19 protein-coding genes are annotated in these 19,857 nt (G+C 71.4%); 9 read left to right on the top strand and 10 right to left on the bottom strand.

All coding sequences use genetic code 11. The annotated features are described in order from the left end of the window. Positions 1–57 precede the first annotated feature (57 nt). A complete protein-coding gene (locus AMK21_RS04310) occupies positions 58–1,260 on the bottom strand; it encodes a sensor histidine kinase (protein WP_073874373.1) in 1,203 nt (400 codons plus the stop codon). 96 nt (positions 1,261–1,356) lie between these two features. Between AMK21_RS04310 and AMK21_RS04315 the strand changes: the two genes are divergently transcribed. Then, complete coding sequence (locus AMK21_RS04315; protein WP_073874375.1) at positions 1,357–2,346, top strand: SAM-dependent methyltransferase; 990 nt, start codon at positions 1,357–1,359, stop codon at positions 2,344–2,346. Positions 2,347–2,385: 39 nt separating this feature from the next. Beyond that, positions 2,386–3,528, top strand: a complete 1,143-nt coding sequence (locus AMK21_RS04320) for an NADH-quinone oxidoreductase subunit D (protein ID WP_073874377.1) — start codon at positions 2,386–2,388, stop codon at positions 3,526–3,528. Positions 3,529–3,557: 29 nt separating this feature from the next. Here AMK21_RS04320 and AMK21_RS04325 read toward each other — a convergent pair whose 3' ends face one another. From AMK21_RS04325 to AMK21_RS04340, 4 genes are all read right to left on the bottom strand, one after another. Further along, positions 3,558–4,688 (bottom strand): hypothetical protein, encoded by a 1,131-nt coding sequence (locus tag AMK21_RS04325; protein WP_199863102.1) that lies wholly within the window; start codon positions 4,686–4,688, stop codon positions 3,558–3,560. A gap of 138 nt (positions 4,689–4,826) precedes the next feature. Further along, complete coding sequence (locus tag AMK21_RS04330; protein ID WP_073874381.1) at positions 4,827–5,795, bottom strand: ABC transporter substrate-binding protein; 969 nt, start codon at positions 5,793–5,795, stop codon at positions 4,827–4,829. A 67-nt stretch (positions 5,796–5,862) separates the two neighbouring features. Next, positions 5,863–6,537 (bottom strand): ABC transporter permease, encoded by a 675-nt coding sequence (locus AMK21_RS04335; protein WP_073874383.1) that lies wholly within the window; start codon positions 6,535–6,537, stop codon positions 5,863–5,865. Between the two features lie 3 nt (positions 6,538–6,540). Next, on the bottom strand, positions 6,541–7,308 hold the full coding sequence (locus tag AMK21_RS04340) for an ABC transporter permease (protein ID WP_073874385.1): 768 nt from the start codon (positions 7,306–7,308) through the stop codon (positions 6,541–6,543). 141 nt (positions 7,309–7,449) lie between these two features. Between AMK21_RS04340 and AMK21_RS04345 the strand changes: the two genes are divergently transcribed. Next, on the top strand, positions 7,450–8,616 hold the full coding sequence (locus tag AMK21_RS04345; RefSeq protein WP_073874387.1) for a betaine/proline/choline family ABC transporter ATP-binding protein: 1,167 nt from the start codon (positions 7,450–7,452) through the stop codon (positions 8,614–8,616). 54 nt (positions 8,617–8,670) lie between these two features. Here AMK21_RS04345 and AMK21_RS04350 read toward each other — a convergent pair whose 3' ends face one another. Further along, entirely contained in the window at positions 8,671–9,792 is a 1,122-nt protein-coding gene (locus tag AMK21_RS04350) for an alpha/beta hydrolase (protein ID WP_073874389.1), read from the bottom strand. A 196-nt stretch (positions 9,793–9,988) separates the two neighbouring features. On the opposite strand from AMK21_RS04350, the gene AMK21_RS04355 reads away from it, so the two are divergent. The 6 genes from AMK21_RS04355 (at position 9,989) to AMK21_RS04380 (ending at position 14,937) form a co-directional block, all read left to right on the top strand. Continuing rightward, on the top strand, positions 9,989–11,812 hold the full coding sequence (locus AMK21_RS04355) for a phosphatidylglycerol lysyltransferase domain-containing protein (protein WP_073874391.1): 1,824 nt from the start codon (positions 9,989–9,991) through the stop codon (positions 11,810–11,812). 94 nt (positions 11,813–11,906) lie between these two features. Then, positions 11,907–12,704 (top strand): dihydropteroate synthase, encoded by a 798-nt coding sequence (gene folP / locus AMK21_RS04360; protein ID WP_199863130.1) that lies wholly within the window; start codon positions 11,907–11,909, stop codon positions 12,702–12,704. Then, complete coding sequence (locus tag AMK21_RS04365) at positions 12,701–13,174, top strand: nuclear transport factor 2 family protein (protein ID WP_073874395.1); 474 nt, start codon at positions 12,701–12,703, stop codon at positions 13,172–13,174. Before folP ends, AMK21_RS04365 begins: the two co-directional genes overlap by 4 nt. Positions 13,175–13,375: 201 nt before the next feature. Beyond that, positions 13,376–13,735 (top strand): dihydroneopterin aldolase, encoded by a 360-nt coding sequence (gene folB / locus AMK21_RS04370; RefSeq protein WP_073874397.1) that lies wholly within the window; start codon positions 13,376–13,378, stop codon positions 13,733–13,735. Next, positions 13,732–14,343 carry a 2-amino-4-hydroxy-6-hydroxymethyldihydropteridine diphosphokinase gene (folK, locus tag AMK21_RS04375; RefSeq protein ID WP_073874399.1) on the top strand — a complete coding sequence of 204 codons (612 nt, stop codon included), beginning with the start codon at positions 13,732–13,734 and terminating at the stop codon, positions 14,341–14,343. Before folB ends, folK begins: the two co-directional genes overlap by 4 nt. A 102-nt stretch (positions 14,344–14,445) precedes the next feature. Next, positions 14,446–14,937: a DUF3180 domain-containing protein gene (locus AMK21_RS04380; RefSeq protein WP_073874401.1), complete on the top strand. Its 492-nt coding sequence runs from the start codon at positions 14,446–14,448 to the stop codon at positions 14,935–14,937. Between the two features lie 44 nt (positions 14,938–14,981). Here the strand turns inward: AMK21_RS04380 and folE are convergent, their stop codons facing one another. The 4 genes from folE to tilS all read right to left on the bottom strand — a co-directional run bounded on the left by folE (position 14,982) and on the right by tilS (position 19,767). After that, on the bottom strand, positions 14,982–15,587 hold the full coding sequence (folE, locus tag AMK21_RS04385) for a GTP cyclohydrolase I FolE (RefSeq protein WP_073874403.1): 606 nt from the start codon (positions 15,585–15,587) through the stop codon (positions 14,982–14,984). A 163-nt stretch (positions 15,588–15,750) separates the two neighbouring features. After that, positions 15,751–17,811 carry an ATP-dependent zinc metalloprotease FtsH gene (ftsH, locus tag AMK21_RS04390; RefSeq protein WP_073874405.1) on the bottom strand — a complete coding sequence of 687 codons (2,061 nt, stop codon included), beginning with the start codon at positions 17,809–17,811 and terminating at the stop codon, positions 15,751–15,753. 186 nt (positions 17,812–17,997) lie between these two features. Further along, positions 17,998–18,537, bottom strand: coding sequence for a hypoxanthine phosphoribosyltransferase (gene hpt, locus AMK21_RS04395; RefSeq protein ID WP_003968263.1), 540 nt, complete (start codon positions 18,535–18,537; stop codon positions 17,998–18,000). Between the two features lie 99 nt (positions 18,538–18,636). Continuing rightward, a complete protein-coding gene (gene tilS, locus AMK21_RS04400; protein ID WP_073874407.1) occupies positions 18,637–19,767 on the bottom strand; it encodes a tRNA lysidine(34) synthetase TilS in 1,131 nt (376 codons plus the stop codon). Positions 19,768–19,857 lie beyond the last annotated feature (90 nt).

Consider the following 19,857-nt stretch of genomic DNA (forward strand, 5'->3'; position numbering starts at 1 on the left):
CTATGGGTCGTAAGGGAGCTCTGCGGGGTGAGGGGGCACTGCGGGGGACGTTCGGTTTCAGTCGGCCGGTTTGAGCGGCAGCAGCGCGCTGATCCGGAAGCCGCCGCCCGGACGCGGGCCCGCGTCCAGCGTTCCGCCGACCATGCCGACCCGCTCCCGCATCCCGATCATCCCGTGCCCGGCGCCGTCCGCGCCGCCGTCCTCGTAGAGCTCGTGCGCCGCGCCCCGGCCGTCGTCCTCGACCAGCAGGCCGAGGCCGTCGTCGAAGTAGACCAGCCGGACGCTGGCCCCGGCGTCGGGGCCGCCGTGCTTGCGGGTGTTGGTGAGCGCCTCCTGCACGATGCGGTACGCGGTCAGCTCCACGCCGCTCGGCAGCGGGCGGGCGGTGCCCTCCACCTTGAAGTCCACCGCCAGACCGGTCCGGCGCACCTGGTCGACCAGGTCCTCGATCTGCTCCACATCGGGCTGCGGGACGTACTCCCCGCTCTCCCGGGTGTCGCCGGTCCTCAGCACCCCCAGCAGCCGCCGCATCTCGGCCAGCGCCTGCCGGCCGGTGGAGGAGATCGTCTCCAGCGCCTGGCGGGCCTGGTCGGGCGCCGCGTCCATCACGTACGCGGCGCCGTCGGCCTGAACCACCATCACGGACACGTTGTGCGCGACGACATCGTGCAGCTCCCGGGCGATCCGGGCCCGCTCGGCGGCCACCGCCACCTTGGACTGGGCCTCGCGCTCCCGCTCCAGCCGGGCGGCGCGCTCCTCCAGCTGGCTGAAGTAGGCCCGCCGGGTCCGCAGCGAGTCGCCCATCACCCAGGCCAGCACGAACGGCACCGTCATGATCACCGTCACGAAGATCTGCTGGGGCCAGGAGCCGCCCGGCTCAGCCTCCCAGCGCACCTGCGAGAGGGCGGCCGCGCTGAGGCTGCAGACCAGGGCGAGGCGGGAGGCCCAGCGCTCCCCGATCGTGGCCACCGTGAAGGTGATCACCAGCATCGCGAAGTTGCCGATGTTCGGCCGGACGTCGCCGACCAGCTGGAGCACCCCCACCGCGATGGCGAGCAGCAGCATCTTCTCGGGGAGGCGTCGGCGCAGCGCCACGACCGTGGAGAAGCCGAGCGCAACCGGAACCGCGAGGATCTCCTCCCGCCCGGCGTCGTACATGCCCGACGCCATCGACATGCCGGAGAGCCCGAGGAGGACGACCGCCCAGAAGACGTCGACGCCCGTCGGGTGTCTGCGGAGAAAATCGTAGAGGCGCTGCACGTAGCCCAGCGTAAGGACAGCGGATGGGTGCCCGGGTCAACCGGAGGGTCGATCCAGATCCTGGGACCGTACTCCCCAAGGTGGAGACTTGCCCACATGACGGAGGAGTGGCAGGGGTGGCGGGAGGCGGCTGAGACCGCTTTGTACGGGGACGGGGGCTTCTACCGGAGTCCGGTCCGGAGCCCGGAGGGGCCGGCGGGCCACTTCCGTACGTCGGTCCACGCATCGCCCCTGTTCGCACGAGCGGTGGCCGGACTGCTGGCCCGGACCGCCGGGGAGCTGGGCGTCGGCACGGTGGCCCTGGTGGATGTGGGGTCCGGGCGCGGTGAGCTGCTGACCGGGGTGCTCGCCGCCCTCCCGGACGGGCTGGAGGTGGTCCCGTACGGGGTGGAGGTCGCCGCCCGCCCGCCGGGACTGGATCCCCGGATCGTCTGGTGCGCCGAGCCGCCCCGGGGCGTCGGCGGGCTGCTGTTCGCCAACGAGTGGCTGGACAACGTGCCGGTGGACGTGGCGGAGGTGGACGGGGACGGCGTCGCCCGGTACGTACAGGTGCGGACCTCGGACGGCGGCGAGCGCCTCGGCCCGCCGGTGACCGGGGCGGACGCCGCGTGGCTGGAGCGCTGGTGGCCGCTGTCCGTGCCGGGTGAGCGGGCCGAGATCGGGCTGCCTCGCGATCTCGCCTGGGCGCGGGCGGTGGGTTCGCTGGACGCCGGGCTCGCGGTGGCGGTGGACTACGCGCATGTACGGGGCGCCCGGCCGCCCTTCGGGACGCTGACCGGGTTCCGGAGCGGGCGGGAGGTGCGCCCGGTGCCCGACGGGTCCTGCGACCTGACCGCGCATGTGGCGCTGGACGCGTGCGCGGCGGCGGTCCCGGGGGCCGCGGAGCTCACCGACCAGCGGGCGGCGCTCGCGCGGCTGGGGGTCGGCGGGGGCCGACCGCCGCTGAGCCTGGCCGCCACCGATCCGGCCGGGTACGTGCGGGCGCTGGCGGCGGCCGGTGAGGCGGCGGAGCTGACCGCGCGCGGCGGGCTCGGCGACTTCGGGTGGCTGCTGCACCGGGTGGGGGCGTCGCCGGAGCACGGGTAACCGCCCTGGCGCGGGGCCGGTCAGGGAATACTGGCCCCCATGACGGAGACGACCATCGGCATCGGCGGCGCGGCGGAGAGCACCGACATGGTGCTGAACATCGGCCCGCAGCACCCCTCCACCCACGGGGTGCTCCGGCTGCGGATCGTCCTGGACGGTGAACGCGTCCAGCACGCCGAGCCGGTCATCGGCTATATGCACCGGGGCGCGGAGAAGCTCTTCGAAGCGCGCGACTACCGGCAGATCATCATGCTCGCCAACCGCCACGACTGGCTCTCCGCGTTCTCGAACGAGCTGGGCGTCGTGATGGCCGTCGAGCGCATGCTCGGCATGGAGGTCCCCGAGCGCGCGGTCTGGACGCGGACGCTGCTCGCCGAGCTGAACCGGGTCCTCAACCACCTGATGTTCCTCGGCTCCTACCCGCTCGAACTCGGCGGCATCACCCCGGTCTTCCACGCCTTCCGGGAGCGCGAGGAGCTCCAGGCGGTGATGGAGGAGGTCTCCGGCGGCCGGATGCACTACATGTTCAACCGGGTCGGCGGCCTCAAGGAGGACGTCCCGGCGGGCTGGTCGGGCCGGGTCAGGGACGCCGTCGCCTCGGTCCGCTCCCGGATGGACATCTACGAGAACCTGGTCCTCGGCAACGAGATCTTCCGGGCCCGTACGCGCGATGTCGGCGTGCTCTCCGCCGAAGCCGTGCACGCGTACGGGGTGTCGGGGCCCATCGCACGCGCCTCGGGCGTCGCCTTCGACCTGCGGCGCGACGAGCCGTATCTCGCGTACGGGGAGCTCCAGGACACCCTGAAGGTGGTCACCCGGACCGAGGGCGACTGCCTGGCCCGCTTCGAGTGCCTGCTGGAGCAGACCCTCAACTCGCTGGACCTGGCGGACGCGTGCCTGGACCGGATGGCCGGCCTGGAGCCGGGGCCGGTCAACCAGCGACTGCCCAAGGTGCTGAAGGCGCCCGAGGGGCACACGTACGCCTGGACGGAGAACCCGCTCGGCCTCAACGGCTACTACCTGGTCTCCAAGGGCGAGAAGACCCCGTACCGGCTGAAGCTGCGCTCCGCTTCCTTCAACAACATCCAGACGCTCACCGAACTGCTGCCGGGGACGCTGGTCTCCGACATGGTGGCGATCCTGGGGTCGCTCTTCTTCGTCGTCGGGGACGTCGACAAGTAGCCGGACCTCGCAGTCCGGTCGCGGAGCCGTCAGGAGACCGCGCCGCGCAGCTCCGCCACGTCGATCTGCTCGGTCTCGTCGTGCGCGGTGAGGTCGATGACCTTGCCCACGGCCCGGTTCTGCACCGCGCCCGTGCGGTGGGCGGCGAGCGCTTCCTCGCCGACGACGTCCGCGAGGTCCTCGTTCTGGACGGACTCGATCGCGGCGTTCGCCTTCTGGGCGTTCTGGGTGCCGAAGAAGTCGAAGCTGCCCTGGGGAACCAGATGGCGGCGGGCCGCGGCGTACGGCACGACGGCCGAGGCGGCGGGGACCGTGCGCGGTACGTGCACGGGTGCGGCGGAGGCCTGGGGGCGGGCGCCGAGGGCCTGGGGCTTGGCGGCCGGGGCGGCCTGCGTCATGGGGGCCGGGGCTGCGGGGGCCGGGGCCTTCATGGCCGGGGCGGGCGGGGTGGTCGACGGGCGGCGGTGCTGGTGGTGCTCGCCCGCCCCGGTGGCCGCCGCGTCCTTCCCCTGCGGGCCTTCCCCGTCCGCACCTTGCTCAGCACTCTGCTCAGCGCCCTGCTCATCGGCAGTGGCAGCGGCAGCGGTCCGGCGGGCTTCCTGGAGTGCGGCGTTGCGGGTGAGGTTCAGCAGGGCCTCGTCCGCGCGGCGGTAGGCCTCCGGGGTCGGCGTCGAGCGCCCGTCAGCCAGCTCGGCGGGGGTGGCGGCCGCCTCGATGGCGAGCTGCCTGCGGCCCTCCAGCGCACTGGCCCGCTCGGTCTCGGCGTTGGCGTACCGGCGCAGCAGGCCCGCGTGCTCGCCGCGCAGTCCGGCGAGCTCCACGCGCTTGCGGCGGAGCTTGGTCTCCAGACGGGTGCGCAGCTCGCGCGACTCCTCCAGATCCTGCTCCAGCTCGGCTATCCGCTCCTCGGCCCGCCACTCGTCACGGGTGCGCGCCCGCGTCAGCTCGGCGACCTGCAGCCCAGCGGCCCGGTCCCAGCTGCGCATCAGATACGCGCCGGTCAGGGCGGCGGCGGCCACGGCGGCCACCAGGCCGCGCAGGGCGAGGGGTTCGGCGAGGAACCAGGCGCCGGAAGCACCGACGACCGACACTCCCGCCACCACGGAGGGCGGCAGGATTCTGTGCAGGGGTGGCGAATGGCGGTGGCGTCCACGTGGCATGGCCTGAAATTTACCGTGTGTGCGCGCTACTTGGGGGGCCGCCCGGCAATCTTTCCCCGCCGGTTACCTGGCGGCCCCCCGAGCCCCTGCTTTTTGATCAAGAACACGCCTCGATCAGGCGCTGATTCCTGATCAGGCCTACTTCTCGAGCAGGCCCTTCGACTCCAGATACTCCTTCGCCACGTCGGTGGGTTTCGCCCGCTCGGCGTCGACCTTGCGGTTCAGCTCGGCGAGATCTTCCGTGGTGAGGGTGTCGGTGAGCTTTCCGAGCGCGGCGGCGATCTCCGGGGCGCCCGCGTCCTTGGCATTGAGGACCGGCAGGACGTTGTCGGCGTTCTGGAGCTTCTTGTCGTCCTCCAGGAACACCAGGCCGTCCAGCACGGCGTCCGTGGTCGTCGTCAGGACCAGCTCGACCTTGCCGTCACGGACGGCCTGCTTGGACTGCGGGGTGCCGACGCCCTTGGGGTCGATCCCCGTGACGTCGATGCCGTACGTCTTCTTCAGACCCGGTGCGCAGAAGGGCCGCACCTCGCACTCGTCGCCCGCCGCGATCTTGACCTTGAGCTTCGACCTTCCGAGATCGGAAAGGGTCTTGAGGTTGTTCTTCTCGGCGAATTCCTTGGAGACCGCGAAGGCGTTCTGGTCGACGGCCTTCCCGGCCGGGAGCACCTTGAGGCCCAGCGGTTCCGCGAGCTTCTCCAGGGCGGCGACCGTGGCGGCGGCGTCTCCGGAGGCGAGGGGGGCGTTCTGGGCCCTCTCCGCCCCGTTCACCTTGGCGTTGAGGAATTCGGTGATCGTGGCGGCGTATTCGGGTACGACGTCGATCTCGCCCTTCTCCAGCGAGGGCTCGTACAGCTCACGGTTCTTCACCGTGGTGATCGAGGTGCTGTACCCGGCGTCACCCAGGATCTGCGCGTACAGCTCGGCGAGCACCTTGGACTCGGTGAAGGCGGCCGAGCCGACGACGAGCGAGCCCTTCTTGCCGTCGCCGCCCGAGGAGCCGGAGCCCTTCTCCTTTTCCAGGCTGTCGCCGCCGCAGGCCGCGAGCGACCCTGTCAGCGCCACGATGCCGATGACCGCTCCGGCTATCCGCGAGGTCCTGCTCATGTCTGTTCTCCGTCCGAGCTGAAAAAGGTGACCAGGAAAGGAAGGTGGGGGGGGGCCGCCGGGTGCCTCACGCGGTCCGGCGACGGCGCAGCGGTGACAGCACCCGGTCCAGCGCCACCAGCACCCCCTCCACCAGCAGGGCCAGGGCGGCGACCAGGATCGCGCCGGCGAAGACCTGTGCGGTGTCGTAGGTGTTGAACCCGGCGGTGATGATCCGGCCGAGACCGCCGAGACCGACCATGGCGGCGATCGAGGCGGTGGCCACGACCTGGACGGCGGCGGAGCGCAGCCCGGTCATGATCATCGGGTAGGCGAGCGGCAGCTCGACCCGGACGAGGAGCTGCCCGCCGGACATCCCCATGCCCCGGGCGGCCTCCACCACGGACCGGTCCACCTCCCGCATCCCGACATAGGCGTTGGTCAGCAGCGGCGGCACGGCGAACAGGACCAACGCGATGATCGTGGGCCAGTAGCCGGAGTTGCGCAGGGGCGTGACCATGAAGAGGGCCAGCACCGCGAAGACCGGGATGGCCCGCCCCACGTTGGAGATGTTGACCGCGAGCGCGCCGCCCTTGCCGATGTGCCCCAGACACAGGGCGAGCGGCAGGGCGATGGCGCAGGCCACCGCGAGGGCGACCCCGCTCACGTACAGGTGCTCGCCGAGCCGGTGCGCGGCGCCGCCGTCACCCGACCAGTTGGCCCCGGTGGTGAGCCAGGCCCAGGCTTCGCCGATGACTCCCACGGGTCAGCCCGCCTCCACCTTCGCCGGGGCGGGTATGCCCGCCGGACCGCCCGGGTGTTCGCCCGACGCGTCGCCCGCACCCGTACGCGTATCCCCCGTCGCCGCCGGTATACGCGTCCAGGGCGTCAGCAGCCGCTGGAGGCCGAGGAGCAGCAGGTCGGCGGCGACCGCGAGCAGAACGCACAGGACGGAGGCGGCGAGCACCTGGGCCTTGAAGAAGCTCGGCAGCGCGTCCTCGATGAGATTGCCGAGGCCGCCCTTGCCGACTAGCGAGCCGACCGTGGTCAACGCGACCGTCGACACGGTGGCTGTGCGCAGCCCCGCCATCAGTGCGGGCAGCGCGAGCGGGAGCTCCACCTCCCACAGCAGCCGCCCCGGCCCGTACCCCATGCCCCGGGCGGCCTCCTTTGCCTCCTCGGGCACCGCTTCGAGGCCGGCCAGGATGTTCCGTACGAGGATGGTGAGTGAATAGAGGACCAGGCCCGTGACGACGAGCGCGGCGGAGAGCCCGAACAGGGGCAGCAGCAGCGAGAACATCGCCAGCGAGGGCACGGTGTAGAGAATCGTCGTCAGCCCGAGCACCGGCCCGGCGAAGCCACGGCCCCGGCGGGCGAGCAGCGCCAGCGGAAAGGCGACCGCGAGCCCGATGAGCACCGAGACGACCGTGATCCCGATGTGCTGCACGGTGGCGTCGGTCAGCTCCTGGCTGCGGGAGCGCAGATACTCGCCGCAGATCCAGTCGTTCGTCGCCAGGCAGTTCCCTTCGGCCATCCGGCCCCCACCTCCCGTCTCCCTTGTCGCGGCCGTGTCGAACTGATGCCTGGCGAGCCTATCCTCGACCACTGACAATCACGGATGCTGTCGCATTCCGGCAACACGCCCTTCACAGAACGCCCTCCACCATGGGGAATCATGATCCGTTTCGAGCACGTCACCAAGCGGTACGCGGACGGCACCACCGCCGTCGACGACCTTTCGTTCGAGGTCGCCGAGGGTGAACTGGTCACGCTCGTCGGACCTTCCGGCTGCGGCAAGACGACCACCATGAAAATGGTGAACCGGCTGATCGAACCGACCGAGGGCACGATATTCCTCGACGGGGAGGACATATCCGCCGTCGACCCCGTCGAACTCCGCCGCCGCATCGGCTATGTGATCCAGCAGGTGGGCCTCTTCCCGCACAAGACGGTGCTGGAGAACACCGCGACCGTCCCCCATCTCCTGGGCTGGAAGCGCGGAAAGGGACGCGAACGCGCCGCCGAACTGCTCGACCTCGTCGGACTCGACCCCTCCGTCTACGGCGACCGCTATCCGGAACAGCTCTCCGGCGGGCAGCGCCAACGCGTCGGGGTCGCCCGCGCCCTGGCCGCCGACCCGCCCGTGCTGCTGATGGACGAGCCTTTCGGCGCGGTCGACCCGGTCGTGCGCGAACGGCTCCAGAACGAATTCCTGAAACTCCAGGCACAGGTCCGTAAAACCGTCCTGTTCGTCACCCACGACATCGAGGAGGCCGTCCGCCTCGGCGACCGGATCGCCGTCTACGGGAACGGCCGCATCGAGCAGTTCGACTCCCCCGCCACCGTCCTCGGCGCCCCCGCGACCCTCTACGTGGCCGACTTCGTCGGCGCCGACCGCGGGCTCAAGCGGCTCTCGGTGACCCCGATCGAGGAGAGCGACCTCGACCAACCCCCGGTCGTCCACCTCGACGACTCCCTCGCCGAGGCCACCGCACGCCTCCGGTCCGAGGGCGCGCGCTGGGCCGTCGTGCTGGACGGCCGGGACAACCTGCACGGCTGGATCCCCGCCGAGGCGGCCACCGCCGCGAAGGGCACCGTCCGCGAGCACGCCCGCCGCATGGAGGCCTGGCTCCCGCTCGGCTCCCCGCTCAAGCAGGCGTTCGCCACCATGCTCCAGCACGACGCGGGCTGGATCGCGGTCATCGACAAGGAGAGCGAGGGCCGCTTCCTCGGCGTACTGACCCCCGCCCGGCTGCACGAGGCGCTGCGCCGCTCGATCGACGCCGACGCGCAAGCCGTACCGCGCGCGGAGGTCGCCGTCGAGACGGTCGCCACCGCGTAGCCGGGGCGCCGCTCACTGTGCGCTGCCGGGCCCACACTGCGCACTGCCGGGCCCTCACTGTGCGCTGAGGCGCCCGCTCAGCCACTCCAGCGCCGGCGGGACCTCCCTCCGCCACGTCGTGAAGTTGTGCCCGCCGCTGTCCAGCACGATCGAGGACACCCGGGCGGGTGCCTTCACCTTGTCGATGAACCTCATCGTGCTCTTCAGGTTCCCCTCGCCCTGCCGTGACGTCGTCACCAGGAACGAACCGCCGGACGGCGGCCGGTTCTCCAGCGTCCACATCAGGTCCGCACGGTCGCGCAGCGCCTGCTTCCCGTGGAACAGGTCGCCGGTCGTCGGGTCCTCGGCGGCCTTGTAGTACGCGGAGAGTCCGGCGCTCGCCGCGTACCGGTCCGGGTGGTGCAGCCCGATCTTCAACGCGCAGTAGCCGCCGGTCGAGTTGCCGATGATGCCCCAGTTGCGGGCCTGCTCGCCGACCCGGTACGACTGTGTGATCGCCTCCGGGAGGTCCTTCGCGAAGAACGTCTCCGTCTGCGGCCCCTTCGGTATGTCCACGCACTCGGTGTCCCGGGGCGGCGCCACCGTCGGCCGCAGCATCACCAGGATCATCGGCTGCGCCTTGCCCGCCTTCACGCGCTCGTGCGCCGTCTGGGGATAACGCAGGCCCTTGAGGAGGTTTTCCGCCGTGCCCGGGTAGCCGGTCAGCACCACCACCGCCGGGAACGTCCGCTTGGCGTAGGCGCTGCGGAAGTACTCAGGCGGCAGATAGACGTACGCCGGGGACTCGATCCCCGACAGCCGCCCCGAGACCACCACCTTGTCGATCCGCCCGCCCGCCGTCGGCACCCCGCCGCCCGGCACGTCCGGGCGCTGGGTGCCGATCCGCGTCATGTTCCGTGAGCCGGGCCCCCCGCCCGTGTGGTCGCTGACCACGCCCAGCTCCTGCTTCTGACCGAAGAGGTCGGCCCAGGAGCCGTAGAAGAGGAACGCGTTGTTCGCCGCCAGGCCGACCGAGGCGAACAGCGTCAGCTGGGTCGCCAGCAGCAGCCCGACCCGGCCCGTCACGGCGGCGGCGCTCCGCCGGGCCAGGCGTGGCCAGAGCCAGACCGTGGCGGCGAACAGCGCCACGGCCGAGGCCGCCACGACCGCCAGAACTACCTTGCTGGTGAGACCCATGAGTGAGCTTTCTCTGCGTTCCGACTGCGTTCCGACTGCTTTTGTCTGTGTTCTGCCCGCGCTTCCGAGCGGAAATTTCCGGAATGTGGATGAACCCTCGCCACTCGGCCCCCGTCCTAGAGGGAGCACACCGTCCGGAACGGCGACGGCCGACGGACTCAAGGAATCTGCGATCTCATCTGGAGCCACGGAAGCGATGTCTGTCACGGTAGATGGGGATAAAACGGTGTCGGTTCCGCAACGTGTGCGGCGGCTGCTCCGCGGCCCGCGCCCCGAAGCCGTACCGGCCGTCGTCGGCGCCGCCTGCACCGTCGTCGGGCTGATCGACATCGCGGCCGGGGTCTTCCCCCGCTTCCGGCACAGCCGGATGCACACCCTCGCCGAGGTGCTCCCCGGGGCGCTCGGCCCGTTCGCCGCCGCGCTCTCGCTGAGCGCCGGTGTGCTGCTGCTCCTGCTCGCGCACGGGCTGAAGCGGCACAAGCGGCGGGCCTGGCGGGCGGCGGTGGTGCTGCTTCCGGCGGGGGCCGTGGCGCAGTTCGCGTACCGCCACTCCATCGTCGGCGTCCTGGTCTCCCTGACGCTCTGCTGCCTGCTCGTCCACCACCGGGACCAGTTCCGCGCGCTGCCCGACCCGCGCAGCCGGTGGCGGGCGCTGGCCAACTTCGTACTGCTCGGGGCCTCTTCGCTGGCGCTCGGGCTGGTCATCGTCTCCGTCCACCCCGGCCGCGTCGTCGGCGACCCTTCCATCGCGGACCGGCTCCAGCACGTGCTCTACGGCCTGTTCGGCATCGAGGGCCCGGTCGACTACGCCGGGCGGACCAGCTGGACCGTCGCCTACTCGCTCGGCGCCCTCGGCCTGCTGACCGCCGTCACCACGATCTACCTCGCCTTCCGCCCCGAACACCCGGCCGCCCGCCTCACCGAGGACGACGAGAGCCGGCTGCGGGCGCTGCTCGCGACGCACGGTGGCCGCGACTCGCTCGGCCACTTCGCGCTCCGCCGCGACAAGGCCGTCGTCTTCTCCCCCAGCGGCAAGGCCGCCGTCTGCTACCGGGTCGTCTCCGGGGTGATGCTGGCCGGCGGCGACCCCATCGGCGACGTGGAGGCCTGGCCGGGCGCCATCGAACGCTTCATGGACGAGGCGAAGGCGCACTCCTGGACCCCGGCCGTGATGGGGTGCAGCGAGCGCGGCGGCGAGGTCTGGACCCGCGAGACCGGACTCACCGCCCTGGAGCTGGGCGACGAGGCGGTGGTCGATGTCGCGGATTTCTCCCTCGCCGGGCGGGCCATGCGGAACGTACGCCAGATGGTGGGGCGCATCGAACGCAACGGCTACGAGACCCGGGTCCGGCGAGCACGTGACATCGGCGCCACCGAGCTGGAGCGCATCCGCCGGGCCGCCGCCGACTGGCGCGGCACCGACACCGAGCGCGGCTTCTCCATGGCGCTCGGCCGGATCGGCGACCCCGCCGACGGCGACTGCGTGATCGCCACCGCCCACCTGCCCGGCTCCGGGGACGGACCGCACGGCGACCTGAAGGCGGTCCTCCACTTCGTCCCGTGGGGGCGCGACGGGATGTCCCTGGAGCTGATGCGCCGCGACCGCTCGGCCGACCCCGGCATGAACGAGCTGCTGATCGTCGCCTCGCTCCAGGCCGCCGGGAAGCTGGGCGTCGCCCGGGTCTCGCTGAACTTCGCGATGTTCCGCTCGGCGCTGGCGCGCGGCGAGCGGCTCGGCGCGGGACCGGTGCTGCGCTGCTGGCGGGGGCTGCTGATCTTCCTCTCCCGCTGGTTCCAGATCGAGTCGCTGTACAAGTTCAACGCCAAGTTCAGGCCCCGCTGGGAGCCCCGCTTCGTGGTCTTCCGCACCAGCCGCGACCTGCCCCGCATCGGGATCGCGGCGATGCAGGCGGAGGGGTTCGTGAACTTCTCGCTGCCCCGCCCGTTCCGCTCCCGCGCCCAGCGCCCCTGCGGCCACACGCTGCGCAGCGCCCCGGAGCACGGGGTACACGCGGCGTAGGGGGCGGCCCTGCGGGGCCTAGGCTGGTCGTATGAGTACGACACGCACGCGGGGCACGGTACGAGGGCTGCCGGAGTGGGACCGCTGTGCGGTCATGGGGGTCGTCAACGTGACGCCCGACTCCTTCTCCGACGGCGGCCGCTGGTTCGACACCACGGCCGCGGTCAAGCACGGCCTCGACCTGGTGTCCGAGGGCGCCGACCTGGTCGACGTCGGCGGCGAGTCGACCCGCCCCGGCGCCAGCCGGGTGGACGAGTCGGAGGAGCTGCGGCGGGTGATCCCCGTCGTGAAGGGGCTGGCCTCCGAGGGCGTCACCGTCTCCGTGGACACCATGCGCGCCCGCGTCGCCGAGAAGGCCGTCGCGGCCGGGGCCGTCCTGGTCAACGACGTGAGCGGAGGCCTCGCGGACCCGGCCATGATCCCGGCCGTCGCCGCCGCCGGGGTCCCGTTCGTCGTGATGCACTGGCGCGGCTTCAGCGAGTCCATGAACAGCCGCGCGGTGTACGAGGACGTGGTCGCCGAGGTCCTCGACGAGCTGCGGCAGCGGATGGACGCGGTGGTGGCGGGCGGTGTGGCCCCGGAGCGCGTCGTGATCGACCCCGGCCTCGGCTTCGCGAAGCTGGCCCCCCACGACCTGGCCCTCGTCGCGCACCTGGACGAGCTGCACGCGCTGGGCCGCCCGCTGCTGGTGGCAGCCTCCCGCAAACGCTTCCTCGGCCATGTGCTGGCAGGCCCCGGCGCCGCCCTGCCGCCCGCCCGCGAACGTGACGCGGCCACCGCGGCGGTCTCCGCCCTCGCCGCCCGGGCCGGGGCCTGGGCGGTCCGCGTCCACGAGGTGGGGGCCAGCGCCGACGCCGTACGGGTCGCCCGCGCCGTCGAGGGAGCCGCGTGAACGAGGACCACGCGTCGGCCGCCGCCGACATCGCGGAGGTCGAGACGGCCAACACCGCCTTCTACGAAGCCCTGGAACGCGGCGACCACGAGGGCCTCTCCGACCTCTGGCTGCCGGGCGAGGACCTCACCGTCTCCTGCGTCCACCCGGGGTGGCCGGTGCTCACGGGGCGGGGCGACGTGCTGCGCAGCTACGCCCTGATCATGGCGAACACCGATTACATCCAGTTCTTCCTGACGGACGTCAACGTCGCGATGACCGGCGACACCGCCCTGGTCACCTGCACCGAGAACATCCTCAGCGGCGGCCCGGCAGAGGAGGGCAACGCCCTGGGGCCGCTGGTGGGCCAGCTGGTCGTCGCCACGAACGTGTTCCGGCGCACGCCCGAGGGGTGGAAGCTCTGGTCCCACCACGGCTCGCCCGTCCTGGCGGAGACCGACGAGGACGACGAGGAGGAACCGTCCACCTGATGACGGGAAGCCACCCCCACGTGTGGACAGGGGTTGGAAGCCACGGCCGCGGGGTATGGGCGGCTACCAGCCCGCGAGGCGCTGTCCATGGCCCCCACGGGCGAGCACTGCCGGTGCTCGCAGGTAGATTCGAAAGAAGGCACCTTGCCGCCCGCACGCGGCCGGGTGCCTCTTGGACCAACGACAGCAGGAGTGATTCGCGTGGATCGTGTCGCGCTGCGCGGCCTCAAGGCCCGTGGGCACCACGGCGTCTTCCCCCGGGAGCGGGAAGAGGGCCAGACCTTCATCGTCGACCTGGTGCTCGGCCTCGACACCCGCCCCGCGGCAGCCACCGACGACCTGGCCCGCACCGTGCACTACGGCGTCGTGGCCGAGGAGGTCGTCGAGGTGGTGACGGGCGAGCCGGTCGACCTGATCGAGACGCTCGCCGAGCGCATCGCCCAGCAGTGCCTGAAGCACGAAGGTGTCCAGGAGGTCGAGGTCGTGGTCCACAAGCCGGACGCACCGATCACCGTCCCCTTCGACGACGTGACCATCACCATCATTCGGAGCCGAGCATGACTGCGTTTTCCACCGAGGGGCAGAGCGATCCGACCGTACAGCCGGTGCCCGACGCCGTCGTCAAGCAGGTGGACGCCGCCGACACCACCCTTTCCAACCCCAAGATGGCCGTGATCGCCCTCGGCTCCAACCTGGGCAACCGGCTGGAGACCCTCCAGGGCGCCGTCGACGCGCTGGAGGACACCCCGGGCCTGCGGGTCAAGGCGGTCTCCCCGGTGTACGAGACGGAGCCCTGGGGCGTCGCGGCGGACAGCCAGCCGTCGTACTTCAACGCGGTCATCCTCGTGAAGACGACGCTGCCGCCGGCATCCCTGCTGGAGCGCGGCCAGGCCGTCGAGGAGGCCTTCGACCGGGTCCGCGAGGAGCGGTGGGGCCCGCGCACCATCGACGTCGACATCGTGGCGTACGCGGACGTCCTCTCCGACGACCCGGTGCTCACCCTCCCCCACCCCCGCGCCCACGAGCGGGCCTTCGTCCTCGCCCCCTGGCACGACGTGGACCCCGAGGCCCAGCTCCCCGGCGCAGGCCCGGTCTCCGAGCTGCTCGCCGGGGTCGGCCGCGAAGGCGTCCTGCCCCGCGCCGACCTGGAACTGCGCCTGCCGGAGTAGTCGTTAGGCTCGACGGGCACGAGCTCAGGAACACGGGCTCAGGGCTCACAGGCTTCGGGATCACGGGCTCAGGAACACAGGCGACGAAGGGCGGCTCACGCGGTGAAGCAACTACGGCTCGGGGTACTGGCGGGCCTCTTCGCCGCCGCCGGCGTCCTCTCCTGGGGCGGCGCCCGCCTCTGGGACTCCCTCGGCACGCTCCCGAGCGTCCCGCTGGCCGCGTCGATCGTGCTCGCCGTGATCGCGGTGATCCTCCTGGCCACCGCGCTCTCCATCCGCACCCGCCTCCGCGCCCAGCGGGAGCGCCGCCCCGGCGCCAAGGGCGTCGAGCCCCTGATGGCGGCGAGGGCGGTCGTCTTCGGCCAGGCGAGCGCCCTGGTCACCGCCCTGGTCGCCGGGATGTACGGCGGCACGGGCGTCTTCCTGCTCAGCTTCCTCGACGTCCCGCCCCGCCGCGACCAGGCCATCTACGCGGGCGCGGCGGCGGTGGCGGGCATCGGAGTCATCGCGGCCGCCTTCTTCCTGGAACGCGTCTGCCGCCTCCCCGAGGACGGCGAGAACAACCACGACGGCACGGGCACGGCGACCGCTTAGGGCGGCGGGCCGGCCAGTACCGTCGGGGCCGTCGTCAGGCGATGTCAGCGGGCCATGATGAGGCTCATCGCCTCGGCGCGCGTCGCGGGGTCGCGGAGCTGGCCGCGCACCGCGGAGGTGAGGGTCTTCGCGCCGGGCTTGCGGATCCCCCGCATGGACATGCACATGTGCTCGCACTCGACGACGACGATGACTCCGCGCGGCTCCAGGATCGACATGAGGGACTCGGCGATCTGGGTCGTCAGCCGCTCTTGGACCTGTGGGCGGCGGGCGTAGACGTCCACCAGCCGGGCCAGCTTGGAGAGACCGGTGATCTTGCCGGTGGCCGCCGGAATGTAGCCGACGTGCGCGACGCCCCGGAACGGCACCAGGTGATGCTCACAGGTGCTGAACACCTCGATGTCCTTGACCAGGACCATCTCGTCATGACCCAGGTCGAATGTGGTCGTCAGGACGTCTTCGGGCTGTTGGTACAGGCCCGCGAATATCTCCTTGTACGCCCGCGCCACCCGCCCCGGTGTCTCCCTGAGGCCCTCGCGGTCCGGGTCCTCCCCGACGGCGACGAGCAGCTCGCGTACGGCCGCCTCGGCCCGCTTCTCGTCGAAATCGCCGATCGATCCCTGGCCGTCGAGCGTCACCGGGTCGGTCATCTGTGCCTCGTTCCTCTGTGCTGCCCCGTGCGCGGTTCGCACGTGGACATCGCAGGCATACGGAAAAGCCGCGCCCCCACAGGCTAAAACCTGGGGGGCGCGGCATCCATTCCGGACCTGGTGAGACCCCCGTGACGGAGGTCTCACCGGATGCGCTGCGGATCTAGCTCTCGGGACGGTCCTCGGGGATCCCCTCCGTGGAGGGGGCGATGTCCTTCGTGAGGTCCGTCGCCGGGGCGATCTCCGGCGGGGTGGCCGAGCCGTTGGCGGTGGAAGCGCCGTTGGTGAGGGCCAGCTCCTTCGGGGAGAGCACCGGAGGCCGCGTCGACGGGGTGCGCCGGGCGGAGCCGGTCCACGCCGGGCGGGCGGGACGCTTGACGATCGGGGCGAAGATCTCCGCGATCTCGTCCTTGCCGAGCGTCTCCTTCTCCAGGAGTTCGAGCACGAGGGCGTCGAGGATGTCGCGGTTCTCGACGAGAATCTCCCACGCGTCGTTGTGGGCGCTCTCGATGAGCTTCTTGACCTCTTCGTCGACGAGCGCCGCGACCTCTTCCGAGTAGTCGCGCTGGTGGCCCATCTCACGGCCCAGGAAGGGCTCGGTGTTGTCGCCGCCGAACTTGATGGCGCCGAGCCGCTCCGTCATGCCGTACTGCGTGACCATCGCGCGGGCCGTCGCCGTGGCCTTCTCGATGTCGTTCGCGGCGCCGGTGGTCGGGTCGTGGAAGACCAGCTCCTCGGCCGCGCGCCCGCCCAGCATGTATGCCAGCTGGTCGAGCATCTCGTTGCGCGTCGTGGAGTACTTGTCCTCCTCCGGGAGCACCATCGTGTAGCCGAGGGCGCGGCCGCGGGAGAGGATCGTGATCTTGTGGACCGGGTCCGACTGGGGGGAGGCCGCCGCGACCAGGGCGTGGCCGCCCTCGTGGTACGCGGTGATCTTCTTTTCCTTCTCGGACATGATCCGGGTCCGCTTCTGCGGGCCCGCCACGACGCGGTCGATGGCCTCGTCGAGCATCTCGTTGTCGATGAGCTTCTTGTTGCTGCGCGCCGTCAGGAGCGCGGCCTCGTTCAGCACGTTCGACAGGTCGGCACCGGTGAAGCCGGGCGTCCGGCGGGCGACGGCGCCGAGATCGACGTCCTTCGCGACCGGCTTGCCCTTCTGGTGGACCTTGAGGATCTCCAGCCGGCCCAGCATGTCGGGACGGTCGACCGCGATCTGCCGGTCGAAGCGTCCCGGGCGCAGGAGGGCCGGGTCGAGGATGTCCGGGCGGTTGGTGGCGGCGATCAGGATGACCCCGCCCTTCACGTCGAAACCGTCCATCTCGACGAGCAGCTGGTTGAGCGTCTGCTCGCGCTCGTCGTGGCCGCCGCCCATGCCGGCACCGCGGTGCCGGCCGACGGCGTCGATCTCGTCGACGAAGACGATCGCCGGGGCGTTCGCCTTGGCCTGCTCGAAGAGGTCACGCACCCGGGAGGCACCGACACCGACGAACATCTCGACGAAGTCGGACCCGGAGATCGAGTAGAACGGCACGCCCGCTTCGCCGGCGACGGCGCGTGCGAGCAGCGTCTTGCCCGTACCGGGCGGCCCGTAGAGCAGGACGCCCTTGGGGATCTTGGCGCCGACGGCCTGGAACTTCGCCGGCTCCTGGAGGAACTCCTTGATCTCGTGGAGTTCCTCAACCGCCTCGTCGGACCCCGCCACATCGGCGAAGGTCGTCTTCGGGGTGTCCTTGGTGATCAGCTTGGCCTTGGACTTGCCGAACTGCATGACCTTGGAGCCGCCGCCCTGCATCTGGTTCATCAGAAACAGGAAGACGACGACGATCAGGACGAAGGGCAGCAGCGAGAGAAGGATCGAGACGAACGGGGACTGCTTCGACGGCGAGACGGTGTAACCCTTCTCGATGTCACCCGCTTCGAACTTCTGCTGGAGCGTGTCGGCGAGCTGGACGCCCTGGTTGCCGATGTAGCTCGCCTGGAACTTGGTGCCGGACTCGCCGGCAAGCTTCTGGCCGTCCTTAAGTTCGATCTTGAGAATCTGTTCGTCACCGGTGGTCAGCTTGGCCTGCTCCACCTGGTCCTTGCTGATCGCCTGGATCACCTTGGCGGTGTCCACCGTCTTGTAGCCGCCCGACGAGCCGACGACCTGCATCAACACGACCACGGCGAGGACGGCCAGCACGATCCACATGACCGGCCCACGGAAGTATCGCTTCACGTCCATCCATACGGAGCGAAGACGCCCCGTCCCTCCTGCCCGTAGGTAAATGCTGCTGTGTTTGAAAGCTCTGTTGGAAAAGAGTGCTCTTCGGACGGTACCCCAGCTAGGAGGCCCGCGACCGCTGCGTGCGGCGGAGAAACCCGCTTTCGAAGCTTCAACGGCCCGCGGGCGGCCAGGGTTCCCCGGGGGTCAGCCGCCGTAGACGTGCGGGGCGAGCGTGCCGACGAAGGGGAGGTTGCGGTACTTCTCCGCGTAGTCCAGCCCGTACCCGACGACGAACTCGTTGGGGATGTCGAAGCCGATCCACTTCACGTCGATCGCGACCTTCGCGGCGTCCGGCTTGCGCAGCAGGGTGCAGACCTCCAGGGAGGCAGGCTCCCGGGAGCCCAGGTTGGACAGCAGCCAGGACAGCGTCAGGCCGGAGTCGATGATGTCCTCGACGATCAGGACGTGCTTGCCCTTGATGTCGGTGTCCAGGTCCTTGAGGATCCGGACGACACCCGAGGACTGGGTGCCCGCCCCGTACGAGGAGACGGCCATCCAGTCCATCGTGACGGGGGTGGACAGCGCGCGCGCCAGGTCCGCCATGACCATCACCGCACCCTTGAGGACGCCGACGATCAGCAGGTCCTTGCCCGCGTACTCCGCATCGATCTTCGCGGCCAGCTCGACGAGCTTCGCGTCGATCTCTTCCTTGGTGAGGAGCACCGACTGAAGGTCGGTACCCATGTCCTTCTCGTTCACCCACGTCTCTTTCTCTGCCTGCCGGGCCCAGGGTGCGCCCCGGGTCCGGCCCGGCTGTTCGCCTGCGTTTCAGCCGCTCGCGCGTCAGCTCTGCCGAATGACCAGTCTGCCACCCTGCCGTCGGGCCTCGACGCGGCCGGGCAGGTTGATGGCCCGCTGGCCGCGCCAGCCGGTGATCAGACGGTCGACTTCTTCGAGGTGGCGGGCGAAGAGGGAGCCGGCCGGCGCCCCGGCCTCGATGACGGCCCGGCGCAGCACCCGGCGGCGTACCGCGGGGGGCAGGACGTAGAGCTTGGCGCACTCCAGCCGGCCGGTCTCGTCGCGTACGGCGAGCTCGGCCTCGGCGGCCCAGGTGTCCAGCGCGTCGGCGTCGTCGCGGGAGAGCTGGGCCGTCCGGGCGAGGGCTTCGACGACGCCCTTGCCGAGCGCCTTCTCCAGGGCGGGCAGGCCCTCGTGGCGGAGCCGGGAGCGGGTGTAGGCGGGGTCGGTGTTGTGCGGGTCGTCCCAGACGGGGATCGACTGGACCAGGCAGGCCTTGCGGGCGGTCTGCCGGTCGAGCTGGAGGAACGGGCGGCGGTAGCGGCCGGCCGGCCCGGAGGCGGCGGCCATGCCGGAGAGCGAGCGGATGCCGGAGCCGCGGGCGAGGCCGAGGAGGACGGTCTCGGCCTGGTCGTCACGGGTGTGGCCGAGCAGCACGGCGGCGGCGCCGTGGCGTTCGGCGGCGGCGTCCAGCGCGGCGTAGCGGGCGTCGCGGGCGGCGGCCTCGGGGCCGCCCTCGCGTCCGACATGCACGGCGACGGCCTCGACGGGGTCGAGGTCCATGGCGGCGAGCCGGGTGACGACCTCGGCGGCGCGGAGGCCGGATCCCGGCTGGAGGTTGTGGTCGACGGTGATGCCGCCGGCCCGGACGTCGAGCTTGCGGGCCTCGAAGGCGAGGGCCGAGGCGAGCGCCATGGAGTCGGCGCCGCCGGAGCAGGCGACGAGGACGAGGGGGGCGGCGGGCCGTTCGGGGAGGGCGGGCCGTTCGGGGAGAGTGAGCCTGCCCGCCGCGCCGGCCTCGGCGTAGCGGGAGGCGGCGGGCGCCGAGCGCCCGGCCTCGTCGGCGGGACGGTCGAGGCCGCCGGGGCCGCCGTGACGGTGGAATTCGGTGAGGACGTCGTGGAGTACGCGGCGGACCGCCAGGCGTATCGCCGCGACCGCAGGATGGGGACCCATGTCCGGTGCCCTTCATGGAGGTTCGGGAGGAGCGTCGAGCGCCGGAACGCGTGAGTCCCGTCACTCAGAGTGCGTCGATGGTGACAGAGG

Origin of the sequence: Streptomyces sp. CB00316, assembly GCF_001905595.1 — a bacterium.
Lineage (GTDB): Bacteria > Actinomycetota > Actinomycetes > Streptomycetales > Streptomycetaceae > Streptomyces.